24 protein-coding genes, 2 pseudogenes and 1 riboswitch are annotated in these 26,848 nt (G+C 70.7%); of the genes and pseudogenes, 17 read left to right on the top strand and 9 right to left on the bottom strand.

The features are described 5' to 3' along the window. Positions 1-92: 92 nt before the first annotated feature. Together ACGFR7_RS35390 and ACGFR7_RS35385 are read right to left on the bottom strand one after the other, a co-directional pair. A complete protein-coding gene (locus ACGFR7_RS35390) occupies positions 93-1,220 on the bottom strand; it encodes a hypothetical protein (RefSeq protein WP_393327565.1) in 1,128 nt (375 codons plus the stop codon). Positions 1,221-1,235: 15 nt separating this feature from the next. Continuing rightward, on the bottom strand, positions 1,236-1,529 hold the full coding sequence (locus tag ACGFR7_RS35385) for a type VII secretion target (RefSeq protein WP_393327562.1): 294 nt from the start codon (positions 1,527-1,529) through the stop codon (positions 1,236-1,238). 509 nt (positions 1,530-2,038) lie between these two features. Between ACGFR7_RS35385 and ACGFR7_RS35380 the strand changes: the two are divergent. Further along, a pseudogene (locus tag ACGFR7_RS35380) lies at positions 2,039-2,506 on the top strand (transposase); the annotation flags it as partial. 56 nt (positions 2,507-2,562) lie between these two features. Here the strand turns inward: ACGFR7_RS35380 and ACGFR7_RS35375 are convergent. Then, complete coding sequence (locus ACGFR7_RS35375) at positions 2,563-4,197, bottom strand: recombinase family protein (protein WP_393327559.1); 1,635 nt, start codon at positions 4,195-4,197, stop codon at positions 2,563-2,565. A gap of 22 nt (positions 4,198-4,219) precedes the next feature. Between ACGFR7_RS35375 and ACGFR7_RS35370 the strand changes: the two are divergent. After that, positions 4,220-4,429: pseudogene (locus ACGFR7_RS35370) on the top strand (antibiotic biosynthesis monooxygenase family protein); the annotation flags it as partial. A 67-nt stretch (positions 4,430-4,496) separates the two neighbouring features. Beyond that, positions 4,497-5,027, top strand: a complete 531-nt coding sequence (locus tag ACGFR7_RS35365; RefSeq protein WP_393327556.1) for a GNAT family N-acetyltransferase — start codon at positions 4,497-4,499, stop codon at positions 5,025-5,027. 188 nt (positions 5,028-5,215) lie between these two features. Here the strand turns inward: ACGFR7_RS35365 and ACGFR7_RS35360 are convergent, their stop codons facing one another. Next, a complete protein-coding gene (locus tag ACGFR7_RS35360; protein WP_393327554.1) occupies positions 5,216-7,294 on the bottom strand; it encodes an MFS transporter in 2,079 nt (692 codons plus the stop codon). Between the two features lie 232 nt (positions 7,295-7,526). Between ACGFR7_RS35360 and ACGFR7_RS35355 the strand changes: the two genes are divergently transcribed. After that, positions 7,527-8,645: a peptidoglycan-binding protein gene (locus ACGFR7_RS35355; protein WP_393327552.1), complete on the top strand. Its 1,119-nt coding sequence runs from the start codon at positions 7,527-7,529 to the stop codon at positions 8,643-8,645. Positions 8,646-8,927: 282 nt separating this feature from the next. Next, a complete protein-coding gene (locus tag ACGFR7_RS35350) occupies positions 8,928-9,590 on the top strand; it encodes an HAD-IA family hydrolase (RefSeq protein WP_393327550.1) in 663 nt (220 codons plus the stop codon). Between the two features lie 108 nt (positions 9,591-9,698). Here ACGFR7_RS35350 and ACGFR7_RS35345 read toward each other — a convergent pair whose 3' ends face one another. Together ACGFR7_RS35345 and ACGFR7_RS35340 are read right to left on the bottom strand one after the other, a co-directional pair. Then, the gene (locus ACGFR7_RS35345) at positions 9,699-10,280 is read right to left on the bottom strand and encodes a TMEM165/GDT1 family protein (protein ID WP_393327547.1); all 582 of its coding nucleotides are present in this window, start codon (positions 10,278-10,280) and stop codon (positions 9,699-9,701) included. Positions 10,281-10,505: 225 nt separating this feature from the next. Then, positions 10,506-11,264, bottom strand: a complete 759-nt coding sequence (locus ACGFR7_RS35340; protein WP_393327544.1) for an ABC transporter permease — start codon at positions 11,262-11,264, stop codon at positions 10,506-10,508. A 208-nt stretch (positions 11,265-11,472) separates the two neighbouring features. Between ACGFR7_RS35340 and ACGFR7_RS35335 the strand changes: the two genes are divergently transcribed. From ACGFR7_RS35335 to ACGFR7_RS35305, 7 genes are all read left to right on the top strand, one after another. After that, a complete protein-coding gene (locus ACGFR7_RS35335) occupies positions 11,473-12,117 on the top strand; it encodes an HNH endonuclease family protein (RefSeq protein WP_393327543.1) in 645 nt (214 codons plus the stop codon). A 145-nt stretch (positions 12,118-12,262) separates the two neighbouring features. Further along, positions 12,263-14,011 (top strand): alkaline phosphatase D family protein, encoded by a 1,749-nt coding sequence (locus ACGFR7_RS35330; RefSeq protein ID WP_393327542.1) that lies wholly within the window; start codon positions 12,263-12,265, stop codon positions 14,009-14,011. Positions 14,012-14,227: 216 nt separating this feature from the next. Next, complete coding sequence (locus ACGFR7_RS35325) at positions 14,228-16,291, top strand: FAD/NAD(P)-binding protein (RefSeq protein ID WP_393327539.1); 2,064 nt, start codon at positions 14,228-14,230, stop codon at positions 16,289-16,291. 79 nt (positions 16,292-16,370) lie between these two features. Next, positions 16,371-16,835, top strand: a complete 465-nt coding sequence (locus tag ACGFR7_RS35320; protein WP_393327537.1) for a DoxX family protein — start codon at positions 16,371-16,373, stop codon at positions 16,833-16,835. A gap of 267 nt (positions 16,836-17,102) precedes the next feature. Beyond that, positions 17,103-17,756 (top strand): DedA family protein, encoded by a 654-nt coding sequence (locus ACGFR7_RS35315; protein WP_393327534.1) that lies wholly within the window; start codon positions 17,103-17,105, stop codon positions 17,754-17,756. A 200-nt stretch (positions 17,757-17,956) separates the two neighbouring features. Continuing rightward, positions 17,957-18,550 (top strand): GNAT family N-acetyltransferase, encoded by a 594-nt coding sequence (locus ACGFR7_RS35310; RefSeq protein ID WP_393327531.1) that lies wholly within the window; start codon positions 17,957-17,959, stop codon positions 18,548-18,550. A 197-nt stretch (positions 18,551-18,747) separates the two neighbouring features. Continuing rightward, positions 18,748-19,983, top strand: coding sequence for a methyltransferase (locus tag ACGFR7_RS35305; protein WP_393327528.1), 1,236 nt, complete (start codon positions 18,748-18,750; stop codon positions 19,981-19,983). A gap of 159 nt (positions 19,984-20,142) precedes the next feature. Here ACGFR7_RS35305 and ACGFR7_RS35300 read toward each other — a convergent pair whose 3' ends face one another. Further along, the gene (locus ACGFR7_RS35300; protein ID WP_393327525.1) at positions 20,143-20,904 is read right to left on the bottom strand and encodes a MerR family transcriptional regulator; all 762 of its coding nucleotides are present in this window, start codon (positions 20,902-20,904) and stop codon (positions 20,143-20,145) included. A 189-nt stretch (positions 20,905-21,093) separates the two neighbouring features. Here ACGFR7_RS35300 and ACGFR7_RS35295 point away from each other — a divergent pair, with 189 nt between their 5' ends. Further along, a complete protein-coding gene (locus tag ACGFR7_RS35295; RefSeq protein WP_393327522.1) occupies positions 21,094-21,750 on the top strand; it encodes a nucleoside/nucleotide kinase family protein in 657 nt (218 codons plus the stop codon). On the opposite strand, the gene ACGFR7_RS35290 is transcribed toward ACGFR7_RS35295, so the two are convergent. Further along, positions 21,707-22,132: a hypothetical protein gene (locus ACGFR7_RS35290; protein ID WP_393327520.1), complete on the bottom strand. Its 426-nt coding sequence runs from the start codon at positions 22,130-22,132 to the stop codon at positions 21,707-21,709. The two genes, ACGFR7_RS35295 and ACGFR7_RS35290, sit on opposite strands and share 44 nt — an antisense overlap. Positions 22,133-22,321: 189 nt before the next feature. Between ACGFR7_RS35290 and ACGFR7_RS35285 the strand changes: the two genes are divergently transcribed. From ACGFR7_RS35285 to ACGFR7_RS35275, 3 genes are all read left to right on the top strand, one after another. After that, positions 22,322-22,933 carry a MarR family winged helix-turn-helix transcriptional regulator gene (locus ACGFR7_RS35285; RefSeq protein ID WP_393327517.1) on the top strand — a complete coding sequence of 204 codons (612 nt, stop codon included), beginning with the start codon at positions 22,322-22,324 and terminating at the stop codon, positions 22,931-22,933. After that, positions 22,930-23,778 (top strand): alpha/beta fold hydrolase, encoded by an 849-nt coding sequence (locus tag ACGFR7_RS35280; protein WP_393327514.1) that lies wholly within the window; start codon positions 22,930-22,932, stop codon positions 23,776-23,778. Before ACGFR7_RS35285 ends, ACGFR7_RS35280 begins: the two co-directional genes overlap by 4 nt. Before the next feature lie 156 nt (positions 23,779-23,934). Next, positions 23,935-24,148: riboswitch (cobalamin riboswitch) on the top strand. Then, positions 24,146-25,351, top strand: a complete 1,206-nt coding sequence (locus ACGFR7_RS35275; RefSeq protein ID WP_393327511.1) for a HoxN/HupN/NixA family nickel/cobalt transporter — start codon at positions 24,146-24,148, stop codon at positions 25,349-25,351. (Overlaps the previous riboswitch by 3 nt.) Before the next feature lie 71 nt (positions 25,352-25,422). Here the strand turns inward: ACGFR7_RS35275 and ACGFR7_RS35270 are convergent, their stop codons facing one another. Then, positions 25,423-25,923: a VOC family protein gene (locus ACGFR7_RS35270; protein ID WP_393327508.1), complete on the bottom strand. Its 501-nt coding sequence runs from the start codon at positions 25,921-25,923 to the stop codon at positions 25,423-25,425. Positions 25,924-26,214: 291 nt separating this feature from the next. Here ACGFR7_RS35270 and ACGFR7_RS35265 point away from each other — a divergent pair, with 291 nt between their 5' ends. Then, positions 26,215-26,757, top strand: coding sequence for a hypothetical protein (locus ACGFR7_RS35265; protein WP_393327505.1), 543 nt, complete (start codon positions 26,215-26,217; stop codon positions 26,755-26,757). Positions 26,758-26,848: the final 91 nt, after the last annotated feature.

Here is a 26,848-nt window from a genome sequence, read left to right as displayed (position 1 = left end):
CCATTTCCGCGACTGAGGCGCAGACTGTTCCGAGTCATTCGGATCCCGCGGTTCCCGCGGCTTACCAGTGTGACGGCCAACGTATAGAGGCTTCATACCGTTGCCCTCATCTGCTCTGAACTCCCTTTCACGTCGAAGTCTCGGCCCAATCCAGTGGTGTTGAGGTGAGCGAGATCTGCCTGCTCCAATGACATCTCGAACGGTCCGCCAAATGCCTCCTGAGTTCTGCGATGTTCACTGGGAATTCCCCAGTCGTACCGCTTCTGAACTTCCACGTGGTAAGTGACTTCATTCCCATGCTTCTCACCGACCGTCCGGTACTGGAAGTGATTCAGCCCGTAATACCAGTCCATGCTCTTGTCCCCATCCTTGGGGTTCGGCGCGGTCGACTTCCATTCAGTGGTGAAGGGGCCGTCTGGTCGCTTGCTGACGTCATGATCCATGGTCTTGTCGAGGTCTCTTTGAAACTGCGGGATATCCTTCATCATCTGCTGCGGTTGGACCTCGACCGGCTCACCATTGCCGTCTAGGAAGTGCTGGACTAGCCCAGCAGTCGTCTTCCAGCCCCTCATATTAGCCATTGCACCAACATTATTCAGCTGATTGCGCACCATCCGATCCTTCAAGGTGGGCTCGGAGACCTTGTACCTGCGGTCCTCCGTCTCGAAGTTGCCAACCGTACCGAAGATTACCTTCAGGCTAGCGGCTATCCATTCGTCGTTTTCAGTAGCCGTACCGATCACCTTCTTGGCTCTCTCTTCGAGCGAATTAGCGATGATGCGCTTCTCCTCGTCGAGATTTTCCGAGCCTTCAGGCGCAGTAGGGTCATATCCCCCCATACGCTGGATGCTGCCGTCATCATTGATCAGCAGGCCATGGACGAACGCTTCTTCTTGCAGCGCACAAGCTTCTTTTTGTAGGCCCTCGAAGCCTTTGACGCCGCCGCTACCCTTTGAGCCGTCGGCCTCTTCGTCGAGAAATCTACGCAGACTCACCACTTCGGCATCCAGGGCGTCGATTGCCGTCTGTATTCGGTCACAGTAATCCTGTGCCTTGCTGCCGCCCGCCCCCCGCCATTGATCATCATGGAGCTTGCGGACCACATCGTCATGGAATCCTTCGCGGGCTTCCTTGATTTTTCTATGTACGCGGCCCCATCGGTCTGCGAACGTCTCCAGGCCGGAAACGTCCAATTCGATAATCTGAGTAAAGGTAACCATTGCCCGTCCTGCTCGTTAGCGGTAGATGTTGAAAAACGAGGACTGGACCCGATCCTCATTTTCTTCGTAAGCAGCCGCGCTGATCCGGAAGTTATCGGACGCAGTGTCCAGCCGGCCGGTGACCTCTTTCACGAGTGCTTCCCAGCGGCTTTGCATGTCGTCGATACTTTGCGTGAAGGCCCAACCGGAAGCCGCCTTACTCAGGTCGCCGTTGGCATCCATGGCTGCACCCCTGGTCATGCGAATCGTCTCGACTGCGACATCACAGGCATCTGCTCTGCTGCGCAGGAATGACGGATCGACCCCCACGTCAGGATCCTTGCCCCATGGGGCCGGCGGTTGAGGTCTCGGCCCCGGTGAAGGAGAGGGCTCAGGACTTGGGGAAGATCCTGGCGGGGAGGGTGACGGGTTGGGGGCAGGAGTTGGGCCGGGGGAAGGGCCGGGGCTCATGGTGTAGGCCAGCCTCGGGTCAACACGGTCACTCATCGCCATCTCCTCGAGTCGTCGTTCCAGCCCTATCCCCAACAGGCACGGGATTGATACCCCATAGGGCCGCCCTGCTGCGGAACAACTCACTGTAGTATTGGCAAGTTGGCGTGTCAGAGGCGGCTGGGCATCTGCCCGCCGTCGGCCACCGCCTTGTGGCCGAATAGCGGCTTGCGTGCAGCAGCCTGGGACAGACGCCACAGAGAGGGTATGGACGTACACGTCATCTGCCTCCAGCAACTGCACCTTGTAGCAGCCAGCCGACTCACCCAGCTGTACGGCAACCTCCATAAGATCGTGTGTCACTTGGCCGGTTGACTGTTGTACTGGGCATTGGGGGCGGGCGTTGGGGATGGATCGTTTCGGACGGATTGTGGGAGATCGCACGGCCGCTGTAGTCGGCGGCTCGGGTGTGGCCGCACGGCGGTGGAGTCGCGATCATCTATGTACTCGTCAGCGGCTGCGCCTGACGAGCGCTGCCACCGTGTTTCGGGGCGTCGAAGTCGACCGTGTAGCGCGGTTTGTCATCTGGTCCCGCACGAGGGTCTGGGCCCAGCTGCATCAAGGGTTCTCCAACTCCTGGACGAACGCGACCTAGTCGACCTCTCCCGCGCAGTCCTCGACTCCGCCCAGGTCCTCGCAAATGGGGGCGAACTTGCAGGTCCGAGCCCCGTCGACCGGGGTAAGCCCGGTCCCAAGACGCGTGTCCTGTCCCCAACGCGAACGGACTGCCCTTACTCGTCGGACTATCCGCGGCCAACACCCACGACCGTCGGCAACTACCTGGCCTTTCTCCGATTGGCAGATGCCCTTTGCCGCTACAAACGACTCCGCAATCTGACCTGAAGGACAGGGCCTAAGCGTCATCTTCAGAACGGAAAAGCGGGGTCAGCCGTGTGTGCACCGGCTTTCGGCGACCGACCGCCGGCGCGACAAGGACAGCGGTGAGTGTCTGCTCGACATAGGCACGCTGCTCCGGAAGCGTCAGATCGTCCCAATCAGCCCGCAAGTCAACCGGCTTGCCCAACGAGGCATGCTGATGCTTGATCCAGCGATTCCGGTCTCGCACCAGACGACGCTCCTGGGCAGTGAATTCCTGGAGCATCGCAAAATATCGCTCCTTGCTGAGGATCCGTTTCCTGCGGGCTTCCTTGGCATCTTCGATGTCCTCACGGACGCGCGTCAGCTCCTCCTCCCCCTCCCAGTCCTTCGGCGCTGCCGCTGCCTGCCGGGCGGCGGCCTCCTCTTCGTACTTGGCGATCACCAGTTCCGTGACCGCCTTCTCCGCGTCCGGGCCTGGGATCTTGGTGCCACCACCGCACCCGCCCTGGCCCTTGTCCGGGCATGCGTAGTAGAAGAATCCATCTGGCTTGTTCGCGCTCTTCGGCGCCTTGATTGCCCTATGCGCTGTACCGCAGTCGTCTTTGTCGCATCGAAGAGTTCCGGTGAGCAAGTACTTCCGCGAGTTGTGCCCACTCCCCGGTGCCATATTGTCGCCGATCACCTCCATGAGCGCTTTCCACTGCTCCTCGGTGATGATGCGCTCCCACTGCCCTTGTACGGGCTCGCCGTCGTCGCCGTAGACGATTTCCCAGCGCTCGTTCTCGCTGCCGGTTTCCGGGTTGAGTACGCGAACCTTGCGGGAGCGGATCCCGCAGATACGTGGATTCCGCAATACCGCCTTGAGCTTGGTTGTGCTCCAAGTGCTTCCCCGCGGCGTGGTCACACCCTGCTCGTTCCAGCGCACGCAGGAGGCCCGTACCGGAGCGCCCCCAAGAATGCCGAGTGCTGCTGCCCGTAGTAGCTTCGCCTCGGTCGGGTGCAGGGTGCGCTTGTCGTCGTTCCAGCCGAACGGTCGGGCTCCGCCTGTCGGGATCCCTTCGCGCTCCAGAGCCCTGTGCTTGCGGCGCACCCGCCTGGAGGTGTCGACGGACTGCTTGTTGCTCATCGCCACGACAACTCGCGCCGTGGCACGACCGTTCTCCGTCAGCAGGTCAAGGCTGCCGTTGATGTCGATGATCGGCCGCCTGTGGCGCTCGACCGCATCGATGGCGTCTTCCAGGTGACGGTTGTCCCGCGTGAGGCGGTCGATGTCGTAGACGATCAATCCGTCAAGGCGCCGCCCATCAGGCGTCCGACCTGACTTCAGGTCCTCCAAGGCTCCTTCGAAGACGGGGCGCACGACCCTGTACACCACCCGCCCGTCGGGAAGCCGCACCCGCTTCTTGCGCCAGGCGGACGTGTCCGGCTCGTAGTAGACGTGCACGCACGAGCCACCACGCCGGCTGATGAAGTCGCGGCCGTCGCGCTCCTGTTCCTTGGTGCTCTTGATGTCCCGCCCTGTTATGGGGCCTCGCCGACGTTCGCCCTCGACCGGCTCGGTCACGGGCTCGTCGTCGCTCTCATCGGTGGACAGTCGGACGAGTACCGCCCAGTGCTGCCCCTCTAACTGCCCCCACTGCGCACGAGATACCAAGTCATCGTCGCTCATGGTTCGTAAGGTACATCCAACAATCCTGCGCCCCGTCGAGGGCACCGAGCAGTACCTCGTCTACACCCGGTGGCGGGACGAGGAGTCGTTCCAGGCGTGGATGGAGGGCCCCATGAAGGCCGCGCACCAGCAGGGCGGTGACGGGGGCGGCGAGCGGCCCAAGCCCGCCGCGTCCGGTTCCACCCTGTGGTCCTTCGAGGTGGTGCAGCAGACCGGCCCGAAGCAGGGCTGACCGCCTTCGGCGGCGTCACTCGGAAAACCGTTGCGCCACGCGCCGCACCGGCCGCCACAATGACGCCATGAGTGACGCCGCCGCCCTCCGACTCCCCTGGGCCGTCTCCGCGGAGCCGGTCGGTTCGCCGGATGCCGAGGCGCTTTTGCGGGAGTACTACACCGAGGTGGCGGACCGCTACTTCGCCCTGCACGAGGGCCGACGCTCGACTCCGGAGGAGATCGACGAGGGGGTGGCGGAGTACCCCAGCACCGATCTGACGCCGCCGCACGGCACGCTGCTGGTGGCCCGCCACGGCGAGGTGGCGGCGGGCTGCGTCGGCGTGCGGATGCTGGACGCACGGACCGCGGAGCTCAAGCAGATGTTCGTACGGGCCGCCCGGCGCGGCCGGGGCGGTGCGGGCGTGCTGCTCACGGCCGCGGAGCGGGTCGCGGCGCAGCTGGGCGCCGAGCGGATCCGGCTCGACACCCGGCGGGATCTGGTGGAGGCCGTCGCGCTCTACCGGCGGCACGGCTTCGTGGAGATCGACCCGTACCACGAGGACCCTTACGCGGAGATCTTCTTCGAGAAGCGGCTGGAGGAGGACGAGGGCCGTTGACCGGCCGGGAGCGTCCGGTGCCTGCTCCGTGAGGGATGTGCGCACGCAGTTCCGTCAGGGATGTGCGCACGCATCACCGTGAGGGATGGGCGCACGCATCACCCGGGCGCCGGCCCGGCGGCGGTGTTGAGCCACCAGGTCGGCGGCCCTGAGCCGTCAACTCACCTTCGGATCGCCTTCGGACGTTTTCACTTCGCCAGGTCCGGCGGCTGTGGTGTGTGCGGTGGGGTGCGGGGCAGTGTCCGGCGGGCGGCGCCGTGGCGGGGTTTCTCCGCGTCCGAGCCGCACAGCTCCGCCGTCAGCTCCCGGACGAGTGCGGTGAGATCGGTGGGCCGGTCCTGGGTCCACCAGTCACCCAGCATCTCCGCGAGCGACTGCCGGCGGGCCGCAGCGAGCCGGTCGGCGATCTCCCGTCCGCTGTCGGTGAGCCGCAGGAACTGCCCGTCGCGAGTGGCGAGTCCGCGTTCCTCGATCTGGCGGATGCTCTCGGCGAGCACCCCGAGCGGGACGGTGCTGCGCTCGGCGAGCAGCGCCGGTTGTACCGCGCCGTGGCGGTGGATGCGCAGGATCAGCCAGCCGGCCGCCGGTCTGAGGTCCAGCCCGGCCCGAGCGGTGATCTTCTCGTAGATGCGCCTGCGGCCTTCCCTGCTGCCGAGTTTGGACAGGGCGCGGGCGCATTCGTCGTGCGAGGACCGCTCGACGGGGTTGGAGGAGAGCACCTCGCTGGTGTCGGGGGCGGTGACGCTGCTGCGCAGTGGCTCCTCCTTGAGGAACCAGGCCAGCACGAACGCGGCCAGGACGACCGGGACGGCGTAGAGGAAGACGTCGGTGATCGAGACGGCGTAGGCGTTGAGGACCCCGGCGGCCTGCCCGGACGGCAGCCGGGCGACGGTCCGCGGATCCTCGGCGATCTTTGACGGGTCGACGCCCGGCGGCAGGTGCGCTCCGGCGACGGCGTCGGCGATCCGCGGCCGGAGCCGGCTGGTGAAGAGCGTGCCGAAGAGGGACACCCCGAACGAGGCACCGATGGAGCGGAAGAACGTGGCGCCGGAGGTGGCGACGCCCAGGTCCCGGTAGGGGACGGCGTTCTGCGCGATGAGCACCAGTACCTGCATGACCAGGCCGAGTCCGAAGCCGAAGACGAAGAGGCAGGCACTCATCCCCGCGACGCCGCTGGACGGTTCGAGCCGGTGCAGGAGCAGCAGTCCGAGCGCCGTGACACCGGTGCCGGCGATCGGGAAGACCTTGTAGTGGCCGGTGTGGCTGACGAGCTGCCCGGAGCCGGTGGAGGCGAGCAGCATGCCGACCACCATCGGCAGCATGTGCACCCCGGACATCGTCGGCGTGACCCCCTGCACGACCTGCAGGAACGTCGGCAGATACGTCATCGATCCGAACATCGCGAAGCCGACGACGAAGCCGATGGCGGCGGTCAGCGTGAAGGTGCGGCTACGGAACAGACGCAGCGGCAGGACGGGTTCGGCGGCCCGGCGCTCGATGACGAGGAACGCGCCCAGCAGTACGACACCCAGGACTCCGCATCCCACGATCTGCCACGAGGCCCAGGGGTAGGTGACGCCACCGAGCGAGGTCATCAGGACGAAGCAGGCGGCGACCGCGGCGATCACGGCGGTGCCCGTGTAGTCGATCCGGTGCGGGGTGCGGCGGCGCGGGATGTGCAGCACGGCGGCGATGACGGCGAGCGCGACGATGCCCACGGGGACGTTGATGTAGAACACCCAGCGCCAGCTGAGGTGGTCCACGAACAGCCCGCCGAGCAGCGGCCCGAGGACACTGGTGCCGCCGAACACGGCGCCGAACAGGCCCTGGTACTTCCCGCGTTCGCGGGGCGGCACGATGTCGCCGACGATCGCCATCGACAGCACGATCAGGCCGCCGCCGCCCAGCCCCTGGAGGGCCCGGAAGGCGATCAGCTGGCCCATGTTCTGCGCGATACCGCACAGCACCGACCCGATCAGGAAGATCACGATGGCGGTCTGGAACAGCCTCTTGCGGCCGTACTGGTCACCGAGCTTGCCCCACAGGGGAGTCGCGGCCGTCGAGGCCAGGAGGTAGGCGGTGACCACCCAGGAGAGGTGGTCGAGGCCGCCGAGCTCACTGACGATCGTGGGCAGCGCGGTGGCGACGATGGTCTGGTCGAGCGCCGCGATGAGCAGGCCGAGCAGCAGCGCGCCGATCGCGACGAGGACCGTGCGCCGTGCCCCCTCCTCGCGGGGGACGGCAGGAGCGCCGGTGTCCTGCGCCATGTGCGTCTCCCTCTGTTCCGCCGGGCCGCCCTTTCCGTCGCGGAGCGCCCTTCGGGCTCCTCCCATCCTGGGCGGTTCGGCCGGATACGGCCCGCCGGACGGCGTCCGGTATCCGGGGCCGTTCGGGGGACACCCGGGGTATGCCGTACGGATGTCTTCGAGCGCCTGCGCGAACGGGTGCGCCCTTTGGATAATCGCTGCCGGTTCGATGCCTCCAGGGAGGGGACCGCTCGTGACGGCACCGATATGCCCGCACTGCTCTGCCCCCGTACGCGGCGACGGCCGGCCGGCCTGTCTGTGTGCGGCGGTCGATGCGGACGGCTTTGATCCGCTGCGCGTTCGCCCGTACGTGTCACTGCCGGGCGACACGTACGACGGCGCGGGCGACGACGCGGGCGACAGCGCGGGCGGGGACGGGAGCGGGAGCGAGAGCGGGGCCGGCGGCGCGGGCGAGGGCGCGTACGGCGGCGCGCGGGAGGTCTACGGCGGGTCGCACGCCCTCTTTGTGAGCCGGGGCGACCGGCTGGACGACTTACCCGGGGTGGACGCCGCCGTGCATCGGGCCGGCGGTCCCGTCACCGCGGAAGGCTCCGTAACTGCGGAAGGGTTCGCACCTTCGGGAGACTCCGTCCCCTCGCAAGGCTTCGTCCCCTCGGAAGGCTTCGTCCCCTCGGAAGGCTTCGCACCCCCGGAAGGGGCACCGGCCGCCCGCGCCTCCGCCTCCACCCCTGGCCACCGGCGTGCCCTCCCGGCCGTATTGGCCACCGCCGGGGCCGTTCTCGCCGCCGCCGCGGTCCTGATCGCCACCGATGCCCTGTCCGGCGGCACCAGGGACCGGGCGGCGATGCCCGACCACGGCACCACCTCCCCCAGCGCCGGTCTCCCCAGCGGCGACGCCTCCGCCCCCGCACGGGGCAGCGCCGCCCCCTCCCGCTCCGCGGTCCGCACGCCGTCGCCTGGCGCGACCGGCATCCCCCGCCCCACGGCCGGCGGGCAGCGCCACCGGACCGGCGGGGCACCGGCCCCCGCTCCCACCCGGGCCTCCGGCAGCGTCACACGGTTCCCGACGCACTCCCCCGGAAGTGGCGTCCCCGGCACCCCGCCCACGGGGCCGATCGTGCTGCGCGAAGGGGCGGCCGGCCCGGAAGTGGCCGAACTGCAGGACCGGCTGCGGCAACTGGCTTTCTACGCGGGCCCGGAAGACGGCCGCTACGGCACGGCGGTGCAGGCCGCCGTATCCCGCTACCAGCGGGCCTACGGGGTGACGGGCGACCCGGACGGCGTCTACGGCGCGCCGACCCGGGCGTCCCTGGAGTCCCGCACCCGCGAGCCGGAGGGCAGCCCGTCCTGACCCGGCGGACCGGCCCCGGCGCGGGACGCTGACCAGCCCGGTTGTCGACACCCGGATGCGTTTTGTATCGTGAAGGAACAAAGTGGTTCCGCCCGCACTCCCTGACCGGCGGGCGGAACCGCTTGTGTTCCCCGTGCGATCCGCACCGTCCGCATACGGCGGCACGATCCGTATGACGGTCCGCATACGGCGGCACGGTCCGCATACGGCGGCCCCTCCGTATGACCGTCCGCATACGCGCCACCATCCGTACGTATGCCCGTAGCGCTCAGGAGCCCGCCGATGCCGGCCACCACCACGCTCACCGCCCGCGCCCTGCTGCTGGACATGGACAGCACGATCGTGAACTCCGAGGCGGTCGTCGAGCGCTGCTGGCGCCGCTGGGCCGATGAGCAGGGGCTGGACGCGGACCAGGTCCTCAAGGTCGTCCACGGCCGGCAGGGCTGGGCCACCATGGCCGCGCTGCTGCCGGACCGCCCCATGGAACGCAACCTGGCCGACAACCGCCGGATGCTGGCGCAGGAGACCTCCGACACGGACGGCGTGGTGCCGGTACCCGGCGCGCCCGCCTTCATGGCCGCCCTCGCCACCCTCCCGCACGCCCTGGTGACCTCCGCCGACATCGCGCTCTCCGACGCGCGGATGGGTGCGGCGGGGCTGCCCATGCCCGCCGTGCGGATCACGGCGGAGAGCGTGAGCGCCAGCAAGCCCGACCCGGAGGGCTTCCTCAAGGGCGCGGCCGAGCTGGGGTACGCGCCCGAGGACTGCCTGGTCTTCGAGGACTCCGAGGCAGGCATCGAGGCGGGCCGGGCGGCCGGTATGCGGGTGGTCGGCGTCGGCGACCGGGCCGCGGCTTTCGCGCCCACCGTGCAGGTGCGCGACCTCACCGGCGTCCGCGTCGAGGCCCTGGCGGACGGCATGATCGCGGTGCATCTCACGAGCTGAGCCCCCGCGCGGGGCGTGCAGCGCCGGGCACGGAGTTCGGGGCGAGGGGTTCGGGGCGCGGAGTGAGCACCCACCGGGAGCCCCCGCCCGCCCCGTCCCGCGTACGGCTCAGCCGGAAGCCGCCTCGTACAGGCTGAAGCCCGCCAGCAGCAGCATCACACCCGCCGCGATCTTGGTGATGAGCTTCAGCGGCACGTACTTCATGAGCGTCCGGCCGCCCAGGATGCCCAGGCCGGCCACCGCCCACAGGGCCAGGACGGCGCCGATGCCGACCGAGAGCGGGTCGTCGTAACGGGCCGCGAGGTTGGCGGTCATGATCTGGGTCAGATCACCGAACTCGGCGACCAGAATCATCATGAAGCCCGCCCCGGAGACCTTCCAGAAGCTCTGGTCGGCGGGCTTCTTCACCTCTTCCTCGTCGTCGTCCTTCCTGAACAGCAGCACGGCGGCGCCCGCGAGGAAGAGGACACCGACCACACCCTGGACCCAGCGGTGCGGGAGCAGCGTCAGCACGCTGCCCGCGGCGATGGCGAGCGCCACATGCACCAGGAAGGCCGCGGCGACGCCTACGAAGACGTACGAGGCGCGGTAGCGGGTGCCGAGCATCAGCCCGGCGAGGGCGGTCTTGTCGGGCAGTTCGGCGAGGAAGACGACGCCGAAGACGACTGCGGCGACGGTAAGGCTGAACACGGGGTGGGATACCTCGATCGGTCGGGCCGCGCCAAAGGGGCCCGGGAGAGGGGTCGCTTCGGCACGGCAGCGTCAGACACTGCGGCCGAAGGTCTCGCTGGCTCGGTAGGCGTACGTACCGGGCTCCGGGCGCCGGCTCCCCCGTCTCCCAGCGCCGGTCAGGCGCTCCGCCAGGAATGGCGGGCGGGCAACGGGAGGGCAGTATGTCGACGGTCCGGCAGAGAGCTACTCCCCTTCTGCTGCCGTCAAGGGTACGCGGTGCAGCCGTCCGCGCGCGACCAGCTCCAGCACCGTCGCGCAGGCCGCTGCCTGCACCGCCAGCAGGGCCACCAGCACGAACAGCTGCACCGCGCCCGCCTGTACGGGGGAGGCGCCGCCCAGCAGCATCCCGACGAAGGCGCCGGGCAGCGTGACCAATCCCACGGTCCGGGTCTGGTCGAGCCCCGGCAGCAGGGCGTCCGAAGCGGCCGGGCGGGCGACCTCCATCCGTGCGTCGCGGTCCGCCAGCCCCAGCGCGAGACCCGCCTCGAACTCGCCGTGCCGCATCGCCAGCTCGTCCAGCGCCCGCCGCCCGCCCAGGACGGTGGCGGTCAGCGCGCCGCCGATCAGGATGCCCGCGACGGGGATGAGGGTCAGGCCGCGCGGCGGCACCAGGCCGGTGAGCAGCAGCAGACCGACGACCGGGACGACCCCGGCGGCGATCGGTGCGGCGGCCCACCACCAGGTGCGGTTCCGGGTGATCCGGCGGCCGGCGGTCCGTACCGCCACCGCGAACATCAGTGCGAGGAAGCTCAGCAGCCAGGGGAGGACGTGCACCACCCAGCCGATGAGGTAGGAGACGGCGGCGAGTTGGGCGGCGGCGCGCACTCCGGCCACGGCGATGGCCCGGGCATGGCCGAGGCGCGCCAGCGCGGCAACGGCCACGGCGGCGGCCAGCAGGACGGCGAGGACGACCCCGAGGGTGACGTTGACCGGCAGCAGCACGCGCTCACCTTAGGGCGGCGACAGGGCGCATACGCGGGAGCGGTTCAACCGGAGTGCCGTGATGCATTTGTGGTGCCCCGTCAGCTCCCCTTGAACTGACGTGAGCATGTCGCCACTCTGTTACCTGGTGCCCATCCCGTGGAAACCCCACATCGCCACCATGGGGCGGCACCGCACAGTAACTTCCCCCCACATTCCGGGAGTTTCGATGAAAAAGGTCTACGCGCGTCGAGTTTCCCTCGCCGCGGGATCGGCGGCGGCGCTGGTCTGCACGCTGGCGCTCAGCGGCCAGTCCGCCCAGGCGGCACCGCCCAGCCCGCCGGACGCGGCCACCGCACGGACGTACCTGACCCAGATCAAGGAACAGGCCGAAGGCCCGCAGGACGGCTACAGCCGCGACAAATTCCCGCACTGGATCGACCAGGGCAAGAACTGCAACACCCGCGAAGTGGTGCTCAAGCGCGACGGCACGGACGTGAAGCAGGACGACAGCTGCGCGGCGACCAGCGGCAAGTGGGTCTCGGCCTACGACGGCGCGACCTGGACCGACCCGGCCGACCTCGACATCGACCACGTCATACCGCTGTCGGAGGCCTGGAAGTCGGGCGCCGCACAGTGGACCACCGCGCGCCGCCAGGAGCTGGCCAACGACCTCACCCACTCCCAGCTGATCGCCGTCACCGACAACGTCAACCAGGAGAAGGGCGACAAGGACCCGGCGAAGTGGCTGCCGCCGAAGGCGTCCTACCACTGCGAGTACGCCCGGATGTGGGTGTCGGTGAAGCATGAGTACGGCATGACCGCGGACTCCGCGGAGAAGGCCGCGCTGAAGAAGATCCTGGACGGCTGCTGAGCGACCCCGTTCCCCGCATGCCCGCGGGGCCGGTCCCGCGCGCCCGTCGGCCGAAACCACCGGCCGGCGGGCGCGCCGCCGCCCCGGCCCCCCGCCGCGTCCGTTGTGCTCCTATCCTCTGACCACGACGAGTGGGGAGACACCGATGGCCGGACTGCGCTTGGGGCCGCTGCTGCGCTACGTCGACGCACGGAGCGCGACGGTGTGGGTGGAGACCGATGAACCGTGCGTGGTGCACGTCCGCTGCGACGGCGGGGCGGCCGGCGCGGAACGGACCTGGCAGGTGGCCGGGCACCACTATGCGCTGGTCCCGGTGACCGGCCTCACGCCCGGCACCGAGACGCCCTACGAGGTCCTGCTGGAAGAGCTGGGGGCGCCTCCCGGCGGTGCCCGGGGGACGGTCTGGCCGCCGCCCGGCAGCCCCTTCCCGGCGAGCACCATCCGTACGCTGCCCGCCGCCCCCGACGAGCCGCTGCACTTCGCCTTCGGCTCCTGCCGCTGGTCGGCGACGCCCTCGAACGCGGCGCACGACCCGGTGGGCCCGGACGCCCTGGACACCCTCGCCGCCACGCTGGCCGCCGATCCCGGCCGGCCGCGCCCCGACGTGCTGCTCCTGCTGGGCGACCAGGTCTACGCCGACCAGACCTCCGAGGCGACCGCCCGCGTGCTGGCCGGCCGCCGCGATATCAGCGAGCCGCCCTGGAAGCAGGTCGCGGACTTCGAGGAGTACACCCACCTCTACTACGAGTCCTGGCTCGACCCGGAGGTCCGCTGGCTGCTGTCCACGGTCCCCAGCTGCATGATCTTCGACGATCACGATGTGATCGACGACTGGAACACCTCGGCGGCCTGGGTGGCCCGGATGCGGGCGACCCCCTGGTGGCGGGAGCGGATACTCGGCGGCCTGATGTCGTACTGGGTCCACCAGCACCTGGGCAATCTCTCGCCCGCCGAGCTGGCCGCCGACGAGCTGTACGCGCGGGTGCGGGCGCTGCCGGACGCGACGGACGCGGTGCGGGAGTTCGCGGCCGGCGCGGATGCCGATCCGGCGTGCGCACGCTGGAGCTACCGCCGCGACTTCGGCCGGGTGCGGCTGGTCATGATCGACACCCGGGCCACCCGCGTGCTGGACGAGAACAACCGCGCGATGCTCCACAAGAGCGAGGGCGAATGGCTGCGGCAGGCGGTGCTGGAGGGGCGCAGCGGCTACGACCACCTGCTGCTGGGCAGTTCGCTGCCCTGGCTGCTGCCGCACCTCATCCATGCCGCGGAGGGCTGGAACGCCGCGCTGTGCGCCGGCGAGCGCGGACCCCGCTGGGCCCGCAGGGGCGAATTCCTGCGCCAGCGCGCCGACTTGGAGCACTGGGCGGCCTTCCCCGGTTCGTTCACCGCACTCACCGAGCTCATCGCCGAGGCCGGTGGCGGTGCGGACGCGCCGGCGACGGTCTGTGTGCTGTCCGGGGATGTGCACCACGCCTATGTGGCCGAGCCGCACTGGCGCGGGGCCGGGCCGCACCCCACGAGCCGGGTGCTGCAACTGACCTGCTCCCCCGTTCACAACAGCATTCCCGGCTCGCTGCAGGCCGGTTTCCGCTTCGGCTGGAGCCGGTCGGGCCGCTGGCTGGGCAAGCTGCTGGCCCGGCACGGGCGACTGGCCCGCCCGGCGGTGAAGTGGCGGCGTACGGGCGGCCCGTGGTTCGGCAACCAGCTGATGACGCTGACCCTGGCGGGCCGGACGGCGCGCCTCGCCCTGGACCAGGCCCGCCGGGAGAAGCGGGGCGGCGTCCGGCTCGTCACGGTCTGGCGGGCGGCGTTGTCCGATGCGCGGGTTGCCGGGAAATCCGGTGATGCGGGCGGGCGTGCCCCGGGAACCGAACGCCCGAAGACCGGATGATCCGGACGCCCCGGTTCCGGTAATTGCCCGGCAGGTGTCCTGAAGGGCGCGGCGACCGGGCAGCCACCCCGGGATTCCGGCGTATTTTTTGCCCACCCCCGGGTGCTGCAACGGCGGATCGGGCGGTGATGATGGGGCGCACCTTTGCCCGTCGCCCGCACTCTCGGGCGGCCGCGCCCGCGCGCCGGCCGTCCGCCGCCCCAGGGAGAGCCCCTTTTGGCTGCCGACCATCTCGCCGACCGCCAGCCCCGGCCCGCTCTCGCCCTCGTCGGTGCGGGGCCGCGCGGGACGAGCGTGCTGGAGCGGATCTGCGCCTCGGCCGCCGAACTGGCCCCGGGCGCCCGGCTGACCGTCCATGTCATCGACCCCGCCCCGCCCGGCGCCGGCCAGGTGTGGCGCACCGCCCAGCCCCCCGAGCTGCTGATGAACACCGTGGCCTCACAGGTCACGCTGTTCACCGACGACAGCGTCGAGTGCGCCGGTCCGATACGTACCGGGCCGAGCCTGTACGCCTGGGAGGGTTGCGAGGTCGGCCCGGACGACTATCCGGGGCGTGCGCTGTACGGCCGCTATCTGGAGTGGGTCTTCGGCCGTACCGTGCGCACCGCTCCCGAGGAGGTGACGGTGGTGGTGCACCGGGCCCGCGCGGTGCACCTGGCCGAGGCCCCCGGCGGATCGCAGTCGCTCACCCTCGACGACGGCCGGACGCTGCACGGGCTGGGGGCGGTCGTGCTCGCCCAGGGCCATCTGCCGGCCGTGGCCGGCCCGGAGCAACGGCGCCTGGCCGGCTACGCCGCCGGGCACGGCCTGCACTACCTCCCGCCCGCCAACCCCGCCGACCTCTCCGCCCCTCTGGCGGCACTGGCCCCGGGCCGCCCGGTACTGCTGCGCGGTCTCGGCCTCAACTTCTTCGATCACATGGCGCTGCTGACCACGGCCCGCGGCGGCCGGTTCGTGGACGGTGCCGACGGGGCGCTGGCCTATCTGCCGTCCGGCCGCGAACCCCGGCTGTACGCGGGCTCCCGCCGCGGCATCCCGTACCACGCACGCGGCGACAACGCGAAGGGCGCGCACGGCCGTCATCTGCCGCTGCTGCTGACGCCGGACGTGATAGCGGCCTTCCGCAAGCGTGCGGACTCCGGCGATCCGCCGGACTTCCTGACGGAGGTCTGGCCCCTGGTGGCCAAGGAGGTGGAAGCGGTCTACTACGAGGCGCTGCTGAGGCGGCGCGGTGCGGGCGGTGCGGGCGGTGCGGGCGGTGAGCCGCGCCACCGCTTCCTGGAGCGCTTCCTGGGGCGCTTCCTGAGCAGCGCACACCGCGGCACCGACGAGGCCGCCGTCCTGGACGCCTTCGGGATCGCCCCGGCCGAGCGCTGGGACTGGGACCGGATCGCCCGGCCGCACGCGGAGCGGTCGTTCGCCGACCGCACCGCGTTCCGGGAGTGGCTGCTGGGGCATCTGCGCCAGGACATCGCGCACGCCCGGCAGGACAACGTGTCCGGCCCGCTCAAGGCGGCCCTCGACGTGCTGCGGGATCTGCGCAACGAGCTGCGGCAGATCGTCGACCACGGTGGGCTGGCCGGAGCCTCCCGCCGCCGGCACCTGGACAGCTGGTACACCCCGCTCAACGCCTTCTTGTCCATCGGACCGCCGCGGCGCCGGATCGAGGAGATGACCGCGCTGATCGAGGCGGGGGTGCTGGAGGTGATCGGCCCGCGGATGACCGTCCGGCTCGGCGGCGCCGACGGCAGCGGGCCCGGTTTCACGGCCCATTCGCCGGACGTCGCGGGCTCGGAGGTGACGGCGACGGCGCTGATCGAGGCGCGGCTGCCGGAACCGGATCTGCGGCACACCGCGGACCCGCTGCTGGCCGGGCTGCTGGCCGAGGGCGGCTGCCGGCCGCACACCGCGGACGGCTACGAAACGGGCGGCCTCGATGTGTCGCCGCGCCCGTACCACGTCGTCGGGGCGGATGGCGCGCGCCACCCGCGGCGCTTCGCGGTCGGGGTGCCCACGGAGGGCGTGCACTGGGTGACGGCGGCGGGGGCCCGTCCAGGGGTGGGGTCGGTCACGCTGGCGGACACGGACGCCGTGGCGCGGGCGGCGCTGCGGGCCGCGGTGACGGGAACGGGGGCGGGGACGGCCGCGACGGGGACGGCGACGGGAGGCGGGCCGGCGACGGGAAGCGGGCCTGAGGCGGGAAGCGGGCCGGGAACGGGCGCGGTCGCGGTGGCCGGCTCGGCGGTTTCCGGCCAAAGGTCCGATTCGGCCAGAAGTTGAACTTGCAAGTACTGCTTAGGTGTCCCTAACCTCTGCCTCCGACGGTTACCTCGTCCCCAGAGACCGTAGGAGTCCCCACATGTCCGCACCTCTGTCCTCGCTCATCCAGAAATCAGCCCCGCACGTGCACGCGCTCTTCCGCATCGTCGTCGGGCTGCTCTTCGCCTGCCACGGAGCGTCTTCCCTCTTCGGCGTCCTCGGTGGCGCCATGGGTCAGGGCGGCACCGTCCCCACCGGCGCCTGGCCGGGCTGGTACGCCGCCGTGATCCAGCTGGCCGGCGGCATCCTCGTGATGCTCGGCCTGGGAACCCGCCCCGCGGCGTTCATCAGCTCCGGCTCGATGGCGTACGCGTACTTCTCGATGCACCAGGGCTCGGCACTGTGGCCGATACAGAACGGCGGTGAGGCCTCCGTGATGTTCTGCTGGGCCTTCCTGCTGATCTTCTTCACCGGCCCCGGGACGTGGGCCCTCGACCGGGTCTTCTTCGGCGAGGGCCGGCAGGAGCGGGCTTCGGCCGTGCGCCACGAGCCTTCCGCCGCCTGACGCACGCGCGCCGGCGGGCCCGGCGCACCCACCGGCCCCGCCCCCTCGCACGGCCTGTGCGGCATCTCCGCCGTACGGGCCGTGGCATCTCCACCGTGCAGGCCGTGCAGGCCGTACGGACCGTGCGGCATCTCCGCCATATGAGCCGCCCGCCGCCCTCCACCCCCGGCCCGGCGCGCGCGGAGCCCAGGCGTACGCTGTATGGCTGTAGGGCCGCCCCTGCCGCACCAGCGACGTCGCGGCGGGGTTCGGACCGGGAGCAGGGCGTTGCTGGAAAAGCTGGGGTCCCTCAGCGGCACCCCTTGGGTGTATGTGATCGTCAGTCTCTCGATCGTTCTCGACGTGTTCGTGCCGATCCTGCCCAGTGGAGTCCTGGTGATCGCCGCGGCCACCACGGCCGCCGGCACCAGCACCGCGGCGGGCGCGGTGGGCGGTGCCGATGTCACCTCGTCCGTCCACACCGGTACGCACCCGGCCCAGATGTTCTCCCTGATGCTGTGCGCGGCCACCGCCTCGGTGCTCGGCGACATGGCCGCCTACCGCCTCGCCTGGCGCGGCGGCGACCGCTTCGACCGCGCCATCCGCCGTTCCCGCCGTCTGACGGCTGCGCAGAAACGGCTCGGCGCGGCGCTGACACGAGGCGGCGGCGCCATCGTCGTCCTGGCCCGCTTCGCACCCGCCGGGCGCTCGGTGGTCAGCCTCGGGGCCGGCGTTGCGCACCGTACGGTCCGCGAGTTCCTTCCCTGGTCCGCGCTGGCCTCCCTCGCCTGGGCCGCCTACAGCGTCAGCCTCGGCTACTTCGGCGGGCAATGGCTCGGCACGTCCTGGGCGGGCACCGCCCTCTCCGTGATGGCCCTCTTCGCCGCCGGGTCCGCGGCCGCCTTCCTGATACGCCGTCCGGAACACGCTGCCGCTGACTGACGGGGACGGTGCGCGACCGGCAGGCCGGGACGGGGCCGCGGCTGCCCGCCGGCCACCGCCCGCTGCCCGCCGCCCGCTGCCCGCCGCCCGCTGCCCGCTGCCCGTCAGCCACCGCCCGCAGGCCACCGGCCACCGGCCACCGGCCACCGGCGCGGAAATCCCTTGGCCCGCTGTCAGACCCCGGTGCGACGATGAAGCACATGAGCGGCACCCACGACAGCGACGGCTCAACCGCCCCCGGCGGCACCACCCCCGGGGCCACCACCCGCCGGACCCCGGCCCCCGGCACCTGGCACCCCCGCCCCGAAACCGCCCGCGACGTACCGGCCGTCCGCCGGATCAACCTCGCCGCCTTCGAGTCGGCCGGTGAGGCGGACCTCGTCGACGCGTTGCGCCGCGACCCGGCGGCCTGGCTGCCGGGTCTGTCCTACGTCACCGAGGCACCGGACGGCACCCCGGTCGCCCATGCGCTGCTGACGCGCTGTCATGTCGACGACGTCCCCGCCGTGGCACTCGCCCCGTGCGCGGTGCTGCCCGGGTACCAGAAGTGCGGTGCGGGCGGCGCGGTGATCAGGACGCTCCTTCGGGCGGCGCGGGAAGCCGGCGAGCGAACCGCCCTCGTGCTCGGTCATCCGCCGTATTACCCACGCTTCGGATTCGCCCCGGCCGCCACCCGCTTCGGCATCCTGCCCCCGCAGCCCTGGCCGGACGAGGCCTTCATGGCGCTGTCCCTGGACGGCTCCCCGCCCCCGCGCGGCACGGTGCGCTACGCCGCGGCGTTCGGCGTCGCCTGACCCCGGCCCGAGGCCCGCCCTCCGCGCGAACGACCCGACTTCGAAACAGGCCCCGGGCCGATACGGAGTAAAGTCGACCGTCCACCCCGCCCACCGTCTCCCGAGAGCGCCTGGCCGCTCCCCCGGCGCCGGACCGGCGCCGCACCACAGCGGCACCCCTGGGACGGGCCCGAACCACACACACGAGGCACATTTCGGTGAACCAACCGCCGGTCGTCGAATGGACCGAGGCCGACGAGCCCCGTTCCGCCCGTTGGCGCTCCGAGAACGGCACCCCGCCACCGCGCCGCGTCGTCATCGCGGACGACCGGACGAAGGCCGACGACGCCTACAGATCCGCCTGCGAGGGCACCGCGCTGCTGTGGCGCGGCGACTTCCACAACGCCCGCCAACTGCTGACGGCGCTGGCCCGCCGCATCGACCGCCGCCCCCGCAAGGCACCGCCCGCCGATGTCACCCAGGCGTTCCATCTGCACCGGGCCGCGCAGAATCACCGCGCCCGCATCCTGGGCATGCTGCTGGTCCCGCTCGATGCGACCCTCGCCGTCCCGCTGCACCGCGCCCCCGATGTCCGCGAGGCCTGCGCCAGGGCGTACGGCCCCGTGGAGTCTCCCACCGGGGAGGCCGCCGGGGAGACCGACGAGGAGGCCGCCGGGGAGACCGACGGGGAGGCCGCCGGCGGCACGGATCCGACCGCCTCGCTCGTCTCGCTGCGCGAACTCCTCGGTCTCATCGGCGCCAACGAATGGCGCAGGAAGGGCGTCGAGATCCCGGCGCTGGGCGGCGACCGTATCCATCCGCACTACGGCGTCTTCTCCCCGGCCCGCGGCGAGTACGTCGACCTGGTGGCCGAGGCTCCGCTGCCCGGCGACGAGCTGGCGTTCGACATCGGCACCGGCACCGGCGTACTGGCCTCCGTACTCGCCCGGCGCGGCGTCCGCCGGGTCGTGGCCACCGACCAGGACCCGCGCGCGCTGGCCTGTGCCCGTGAGAACACCGAACGGCTGGGCCTCGCCGGACAGGTGGAAGTGGTCGAGGCCGATCTGTTCCCGGCCGGCCGCGCCCCGCTGATCGTCTGCAACCCCCCATGGGTGCCCGCAAAGCCGACCTCACCCGTCGAGTACGCGGTGTACGACCCGGGAAACCGGATGCTGTACGGCTTTCTGAGCGGTCTGGCGGACCATCTGACACCGGACGGCGAGGGCTGGCTGATCCTCTCCGACCTGGCGGAACACCTCGGCCTGCGCGCGCACACCGAGCTGCTGGACGCCTTCGCCAAGGCCGGCCTGAGGGTCCTGGGCCGGCATGACATCACCCCGCGGCATCCACGTGCCCGCGACACCTCCGACCCGCTTCACGTGGCCCGCGCGGCAGAGGTCACTTCCCTGTGGCGCCTGGGCACCGCGGACCGGGGTACGTCCGGCACTCCCTGAGGGCGTCCGGCGTCGGGGCGCATGTTCCGAGCGTGGCGGAAGTGAAGGAGAAGAGCGGGGAAGAGAGCTGCTTACTGCCGGGGGTCTGCAGCCCCCCGGCAAGGAGAGCCGTCGGCCGGCTCGGCCGGCCCGGTCAGCTCCGTCAGCCCCTCAGCCCCGTCAGCTCAGCCGGGCATCGGCGTAGACGACCATCGCCTGCTGCTGGTAGACGGCCAGCCCCTCGGCGATCGAGTCGTAGTTCGCACGGAACTGCGGGTCGTCGGCGTAGGTCTGGGCCAGCCCCTTGTAGGCGGCCGCGTCCGGGGTCCAGAACCGGCAGATGTCCTGGTAGTGGGCGTGCATCTCGGCTTGCACCGCGGGATCGGCAACCGGTGTGCCGGCCACCATGAACTCCGCTATGCGGATCATCTGCGCCGTCACCTCACGCTGCCACCGCTCCTGCTCCTCGGCGGTCATGGCCTCCCTGGCCTGCCGGGCCTGCTCCCACTTCGCCGGCCACCGTTCGCGCACCTCGGCCTCGGCCTCGGCGGCAGAGGCCTCGAAGCCCTCGAACAGGTTCTCCGGCCTGTTGATCTTTACCATGTCGTTCTTGCCTTCCTCCAGTTCGGCGAGGGTCCGCCCGACCGTGCGGACCAGCGTCTCCAGCCGGTCCCGTTCCCTCAGCAGGCGCCGGTGGTGCTCGCCCAGTACGGCCACCCGGTCGACCTGGCTGTCCAGAACCGCCTGGATCTCCCGCAGTCCCAGGTCCAACTCCCGCATCAGCAGGATCTGCTGCAGCCGCAGCAGGTCCGCCTCCTCGTAGTAGCGGTGCCCGTTACTTCCGATCCCCGCGGGCGGCAGCAGACCGATCTCGTCGTAATGCCGCAGCGTCCGGGACGTCACCCCGGACATCCGGGCCACTTCCGCGATCGACCAGGCCATTGCCGTGCCTCCCCTCGCCGGGCCGGTCTCTCCGGCCCCATGGATGACCGTAGAAGTTGACGCAGCGGAAACCGCAAGCCCGAAGCGGCACCCCGTCACGGGCACGAGGAACACACCCCGCCGTCAGGCACCCCTGACACACCCGGTCAAGCACCGGGAACGCACCCGGTCAGGCACGATGGACGCACCATGGATCTCCGGCTCCTCCTCTCCCGCGCCCATCGGCTCGCCGCCTCCGCGACCCCAGGCCGACGGCGGCTGCTCGGCATCGCCGGCCCGCCCGGCGCCGGCAAGTCCACCCTCGCCGCCCACCTCGTGGCGGAGCTGGCCGGTCAGGCGGCACTCGTCCCGATGGACGGCTTCCATCTCGCCGAGGCGGAGCTGCGCCGCCTGGGCCGTACGGACCGCAAGGGCGCGCCGGACACCTTCGACCCGGCCGGCTACGCCGCGCTGCTGGCGCGGCTGCGCTCCCCGGAGCCGGACACCGCCGTCTACGCCCCGGCGTTCGACCGCCGTATCGAGGAGCCGGTGGCCGGCAGCATCCCCGTCGCGCCCCACATTCCCCTCATCGTCACCGAGGGCAACTACCTCCTCCTCGACTCCGCCCCCTGGCCGCGGGTCCGGGCGTTGCTCGACGAGGTCTGGTACGTGGAGCTGGAGACCCCGGAACGGATCCGGCGGCTGGTCGACCGGCATGAGCGGTTCGGGCGTCCGCGGGCCGACGCCGAGCGGTTCGTACGCGCCTCGGACGAGGCCAACGCCCGTGTGGTGGCGGCCACCCGCGACCGCGCCGACCTCATCATCACCTTCGCACCCGGAGAGGCCCCACCTCCACCGAGCGCATGACCCCGCTCCCCCACCGCCCCCGGTCGGCGAGCAGCCCGGCCACCGACAGCGCACCCCACCCGACGGACACCGCCACCGCCGTCAGCTTCCGGCCGCGCCCCGGCAGCGTCGCACCGAGCAGGACGGCGTCCCCGAAGTCCGCCGCGATCCGCACACAGGCGGCGGTGCGCAGGGCCGGCCCTTCCGGAGCCACCGTCATCGCCAACCCGCTCACCGCGTCCCGCCAGGCCAGCGGGCGCAGTGCGGTGCGGGTCGCCGGCGCGGTCCGCCCTCTGGCGTCGGCCAGCCCCGAGGGCCGTGCCAGCAGATCGGGCAGCGCCGCCACCGCCACCCCGTACACGGCCGTGGCCACCCCGACCGCACGCAACAGACCGACCTTCATCCACCATCCCCTTTCCTCGCCTCTTCTCGTCGACTGGTCTCGTCGACCGCTCTCGTCACTTCTCCTGGACCGTTCCCGCCTCTTCTCCCGTCGGCCGGCCGCACGAGCCCCGTCGCGCCCGCCGCCTTCTCCATTCCTTTCCGCGGCAGCCCCTTTCCCAAACGACATCAGCGATGTCATCATGACATCATGAGTGTCAATGAGATGCGCGCCGATGACGTGAAGGAAGCCGGCGACGGGGAGCCGTCGCCCACCGAAGACCTGCTGTACGGCGTCCTCCGACGCCTGTGGCCGCTGCATCGCACGGTCGTCCGCGCGGTGGAACACGAGCTGACGGGCACGGGCATGACCGCCGGCGAACACGCGTTGCTGGACACGCTGCGCGCCGAAGGTCCGCGCACCGTGCCGCAACTGGCGCGCGGGATGGGGCTCGACCGGCAGCCGGTGCAGCGCCGGGTGAACCACGCCATGGAGCTGGGCCTGGTCGTGACCGCCCCGAACCCCGCACACCGCCGCTCGCCCCTGATCCGGCTCACCGACGAAGGCACGGAGGCGATACGCGGCGTCCGGGAATCCGAGGCAGCGGAGCTGAGGCAGCGGCTGGCCGACCTCTCCACCGAGGACGTCCGTACCGCGCTCCACGTACTGGACCGGCTCGGCGAGGAGTTCCGGCAGCTGGCGGACGGCTCACACGTGACACCGGAGGAAACCGGCAGTTGCGGCAGCAGCGGCAAGAGCGACGACAATGGCATCACGCCCACTTCATCGCATCCGGTACACAAAGGACGGCCTGCAAGATGACCCGAGGAATCACCGACTGGTCCGAGATCGACAACGGGCTCGTGCCGGTCGAGGACGGTGAGCTGTTCTACGAAACGGCCGGCTCGGGCCCCGCGGTGGTGCTGCTCCACGGCGGCATGCTCGACCAGCACATGTGGGACGAGCAGTTCGCCTGGCTGGTGAACTCCGGCCTGCGCGCGATCCGTTACGACTTCCGGGGCCATGGCCTGTCCTCCACCGTGGCCGGGGACTACACGAACCACGACGACCTGTGCGCCCTGCTCGACGCCCTCGGCGTTCCCGGCGCCGTCCTCGTCGGCCTCTCCCATGGCGCGCGGGTCGCGCTCGACACCGCCATAGCCCGCCCGGAGCGGGTGACGGCCCTCGCGCTCGCCTCCCCCGGCATCAGCGGCCGCGCCTTCACCGACCCCTTCCTCCTGGAGCACATCAAGGAGCAGGTGGCGGCGATCGGCGCACCGGACGGGGCGGAACGCTATGTCGAGCACTTCCTGCGGATGTGGGTGGACGGGCCGCACCGCGAACCCTCCGCCGTACACCCCGGCTTCCGTGCGCGGATGCGTGCCTCGGCCGAGGCCAATGTGGAGGTACATGGCGAGGGTGCGGGTGCCGGTATGCCCCTTGAGGTCGGTGCCGCCGACCGCCTGGGCGAGATACGGGTGCCCACCGTCGTATTCGACGGCGACCTCGACAGCAGGGACATCTCCGCCAACGCCCATGCGATCACGCTCACCGTTCCCGGCGCCCGAAGAGTCCGGATACCGGGCGCGGCGCATATGGTCAATCTGGAGAACACCGCGCTCTTCGACCGCGAACTCCACGCCTTCCTCTCCTCCCTGGACTACTGAGCACTACTGAGGACCACCGAGGACCACCGAGGACTGCCCGGGAACTGCTGCGAATTGCCGAGAACTGCTGAGGACTACTGCGCCGCCGCGAACCAACGGCCCCCGAGGCCGCCGGCGCAAAGGACGACCGGGGCGGCAGCAACCACCCCATGGCAGCTAGAGTGGCCGGGCCGTGGTGTTCGGGAAGCCGGTGACGGACCTTGTGGTCCCAGACCGGAGCGGCCCTCGCCACTGTGATCGGGGAGTTTCCGCCCCTTCCGCAGACGCACGGCGCGTCTGCGGCGCCACTGACCGCGACCCGCGGCCGGGAAGGCGGGGCGGGCGCGTGCACCCGTAAGCCAGGAGACCGGCCACGGCATCTCACGAAGTGATCCACGAGGTGCTGGAGCGTGACCGCCGGATGGCCCTGTCCACCGATACCCGTACCACCCCTGCCTCCGCGGCGTTCCGCTGGCGCCGGCAGGACACCGTCCGCACAGCGGGCCTGATGGCCGTCATAGCCGGTCTGCACGTCATCGCCTTCGGCGTGCTCTTCCTGCTCGTGGTGCCGTATCACTACGCCGTGGGCAGCCAGGTCTTCGGCGTGGGGCTCGGTGTCACCGCCTACACCCTCGGGATGCGGCACGCCTTCGACGCCGACCACATCGCCGCCATCGACAACACCACCCGCAAACTGATGGCCGACGGCAAGCGACCGGTCTCGGTCGGCTTCTGGTTCGCCCTGGGCCACTCCAGCGTGGTCGTCGCGATGGCGGCCCTGGTGGCGGGCGGCGCCCAGCTCGCGGGCACCCTGCTCAACGACGAGTCCCGTACGCACCAGATCCTGGGCACCGTCGGCACCACCGTCTCGGGCACGTTCCTCTACCTCATCGCCGCCCTCAACCTGATCGCGCTGGCCGGAATCTGGCGGGTCTTCCGCGGTATGCGCAACGGCCAGTACGACGAGGCCGAGCTGGAGCAGCGCCTCGACGCGCGCGGCTTCATGAACCGCTTCCTGGGACGGTTCACCCGCTCGATCTCCCGTCCCGGCCAGATGTTCCCACTCGGCTTCCTCTTCGGACTCGGCTTCGACACCGCGACCGAAGTGACGCTGATGGTGATGGCGGGCAGCGGCGCCGCGGCCGGCCTGCCCTGGTACGCCGTGCTGTGCCTGCCGCTGCTCTTCGCCGCCGGCATGAGCCTGTTCGACACCCTCGACGGCACCTTCATGAACTTCGCCTACCAGTGGGCGTTCTCCAACCCGGTGCGCAAGGTCTACTACAACCTCACCATCACCGGCCTGTCGATCGCCGTCGCCTTCTTCATCGGCACGATCGAGCTGGTGACCGTGCTGCACGACAAACTTGCCCTCAACGACCCGCTGACCGGCTGGATTTCCGGCCTCGACCTCGACAATGTCGGCTTCCTCATCGTCGGCCTGTTCGTGGTGGTGTGGGCCGCGGCGCTGGCGTACTGGCGACTGACCGGCGTCGAAAAGCGCTGGGCGGAGCGTGCTGAGCGGTCGGAGCGAACCCAGCCGACGGAGCAGGCGGGGCCGACGGAGCCGACGGAGCGTGCCACGCCGGACTCCTGAGGCGCGTGGGCACCACGCCCCGCAGGCGTCCCCGGCGCCCGTAGTGGCGCCCGGCACCGTCACCGGCTCCTTCAGGTGGCCGAACCGGCTGCCGCCCCCGTCGCCAGATCCGGTCCCCAGCGCCGCAGCGCCTCCGCCAGATCGAGTGGCCGCACCCGCTCCGGCTCGTCCGGTCCCGGCCAGTCCTCCCGCGGGACCCGCCACATCACCTCGAACTCGTTGCCGTCCGGGTCCTTGGCGTACAGCGACTTGGCGACGAGGTGATCACTCGATCCCACCAGCGCTCCCCGCTCGACGAGCTGCGCATGGGCCGCGACGAGCTCCCCGAGCGTGCCGATCTCCCAGGCCAGGTGGTAGAGCCCGACCCGCCCTGCCTCGGGTCCCGGTGCATCCGCCCCCACCGCGAACAGCGCCAGATCATGATCGTTGAGTGAGCCGGGGGCGTGGAGGAAGGCGGCCTGTCCCGGAACCTCCATCCCCACCGTGAGCCCCAGGGCCTCGGTGTAGAAGGCAACCGACCGCGCCACATCACGGACGTAAAGCACCGCATGGTTCAGACGTCGTACCGACATGCAGCCTGCTCTCCGATCTCCTGCCGATCTCCCGCCACGGCACCGCCAGGGGCCACCGCGCCCTCTCCCCACTCCTGATCTACCCCACCGGCCCCGCCTCTGACCAGCGCCCTTGGGCCGTTATCCGGCCGATTTCCGGCCGCTTCCCGACCCTGGCGGTACCCGAGCCCCCCAGATGACTCCCTCCACCGCCGGGTGAGTGGCCCCGTAGGGCCTTGGCATCCTGAGCAACCGTCAGCCCCTGGCAACCACCGGCTCGATTAGAGTGGCCGGACAGGGGGAGGAAAGATCATGAATCTGCCGTTCGAGCCGCCACCGCCGTACGACCTGGGGCCGGATCCGGACCTCGGCATGTGGCTGACGGAGTGGGCCGAGTACGCGGACCGGATCGTTCACCTCGGGCCGGACGACGGCCGAAGCCACGGGCAGCTGTGCTGGGACACCCTGGAACCCACCGGGCTGCTCGCGCCGCACTGCGGGCACTGCAAGCACGGGCACGGTGGTCCACGGAACCCGCAGAAGATGGAGTCCGCCCTGGGCATCCGGATCCCCCCGGACGAACTGTCGCCCTGGATAGCCGCCACGCTCCTCCGCAGTCTCGTCTACCGGATGCCCGACGGCCCGATGCGCCACCTGGCCGACGCCCTCGCCAACGGGCTGATCACATTGCTCGGGCCGGACGCGGACTGGCGCGCCAACGGCTACGCCGCCTACCGGGAGGGCTCTCCCCGCAATACCTCCTGGGCGTCGGTCACCGAGGCCACCTTCGACGCGGCAGTGGTCGGCATCGGCAACGGCCATGCCGTGGTCGTCGTCGCCACCGGCGAGGACTAGGCACTGTTTCTCGGATCTCCTGACGCGGGTGGAGTGTTGGCGTCAGGCTGGCTGTATGGGCCGTGGGGATCTGACGAATGCGGAGTGGGAT

The sequence above is a fragment of the Streptomyces sp. NPDC048516 genome, assembly GCF_043199875.1.
Taxonomy (GTDB): domain Bacteria; phylum Actinomycetota; class Actinomycetes; order Streptomycetales; family Streptomycetaceae; genus Streptomyces.
The sequence above is the reverse complement of the archived record's forward strand: the minus strand, read 5'-3'. Positions and strand labels throughout refer to the sequence as shown.

Coding starts and splice junctions, on each gene's coding strand:
- ACGFR7_RS35390 (WP_393327565.1), bottom strand. CDS start 1,220: ATGGTTACCTTTACTCAGATTATCGAATTGGACGTTTCCGGCCTGGAG.
- ACGFR7_RS35330 (WP_393327542.1), top strand. CDS start 12,263: ATGGCCGGACTGCGCTTGGGGCCGCTGCTGCGCTACGTCGACGCACGG.
- ACGFR7_RS35365 (WP_393327556.1), top strand. CDS start 4,497: ATGAGTGACGCCGCCGCCCTCCGACTCCCCTGGGCCGTCTCCGCGGAG.
- ACGFR7_RS35285 (WP_393327517.1), top strand. CDS start 22,322: ATGAGTGTCAATGAGATGCGCGCCGATGACGTGAAGGAAGCCGGCGAC.
- ACGFR7_RS35300 (WP_393327525.1), bottom strand. CDS start 20,904: ATGGCCTGGTCGATCGCGGAAGTGGCCCGGATGTCCGGGGTGACGTCC.
- ACGFR7_RS35270 (WP_393327508.1), bottom strand. CDS start 25,923: ATGTCGGTACGACGTCTGAACCATGCGGTGCTTTACGTCCGTGATGTG.
- ACGFR7_RS35320 (WP_393327537.1), top strand. CDS start 16,371: ATGTCCGCACCTCTGTCCTCGCTCATCCAGAAATCAGCCCCGCACGTG.
- ACGFR7_RS35360 (WP_393327554.1), bottom strand. CDS start 7,294: ATGGCGCAGGACACCGGCGCTCCTGCCGTCCCCCGCGAGGAGGGGGCA.
- ACGFR7_RS35375 (WP_393327559.1), bottom strand. CDS start 4,197: ATGAGCGACGATGACTTGGTATCTCGTGCGCAGTGGGGGCAGTTAGAG.
- ACGFR7_RS35290 (WP_393327520.1), bottom strand. CDS start 22,132: ATGAAGGTCGGTCTGTTGCGTGCGGTCGGGGTGGCCACGGCCGTGTAC.
- ACGFR7_RS35350 (WP_393327550.1), top strand. CDS start 8,928: ATGCCGGCCACCACCACGCTCACCGCCCGCGCCCTGCTGCTGGACATG.
- ACGFR7_RS35295 (WP_393327522.1), top strand. CDS start 21,094: ATGGATCTCCGGCTCCTCCTCTCCCGCGCCCATCGGCTCGCCGCCTCC.
- ACGFR7_RS35280 (WP_393327514.1), top strand. CDS start 22,930: ATGACCCGAGGAATCACCGACTGGTCCGAGATCGACAACGGGCTCGTG.
- ACGFR7_RS35265 (WP_393327505.1), top strand. CDS start 26,215: ATGAATCTGCCGTTCGAGCCGCCACCGCCGTACGACCTGGGGCCGGAT.
- ACGFR7_RS35310 (WP_393327531.1), top strand. CDS start 17,957: ATGAGCGGCACCCACGACAGCGACGGCTCAACCGCCCCCGGCGGCACC.
- ACGFR7_RS35335 (WP_393327543.1), top strand. CDS start 11,473: ATGAAAAAGGTCTACGCGCGTCGAGTTTCCCTCGCCGCGGGATCGGCG.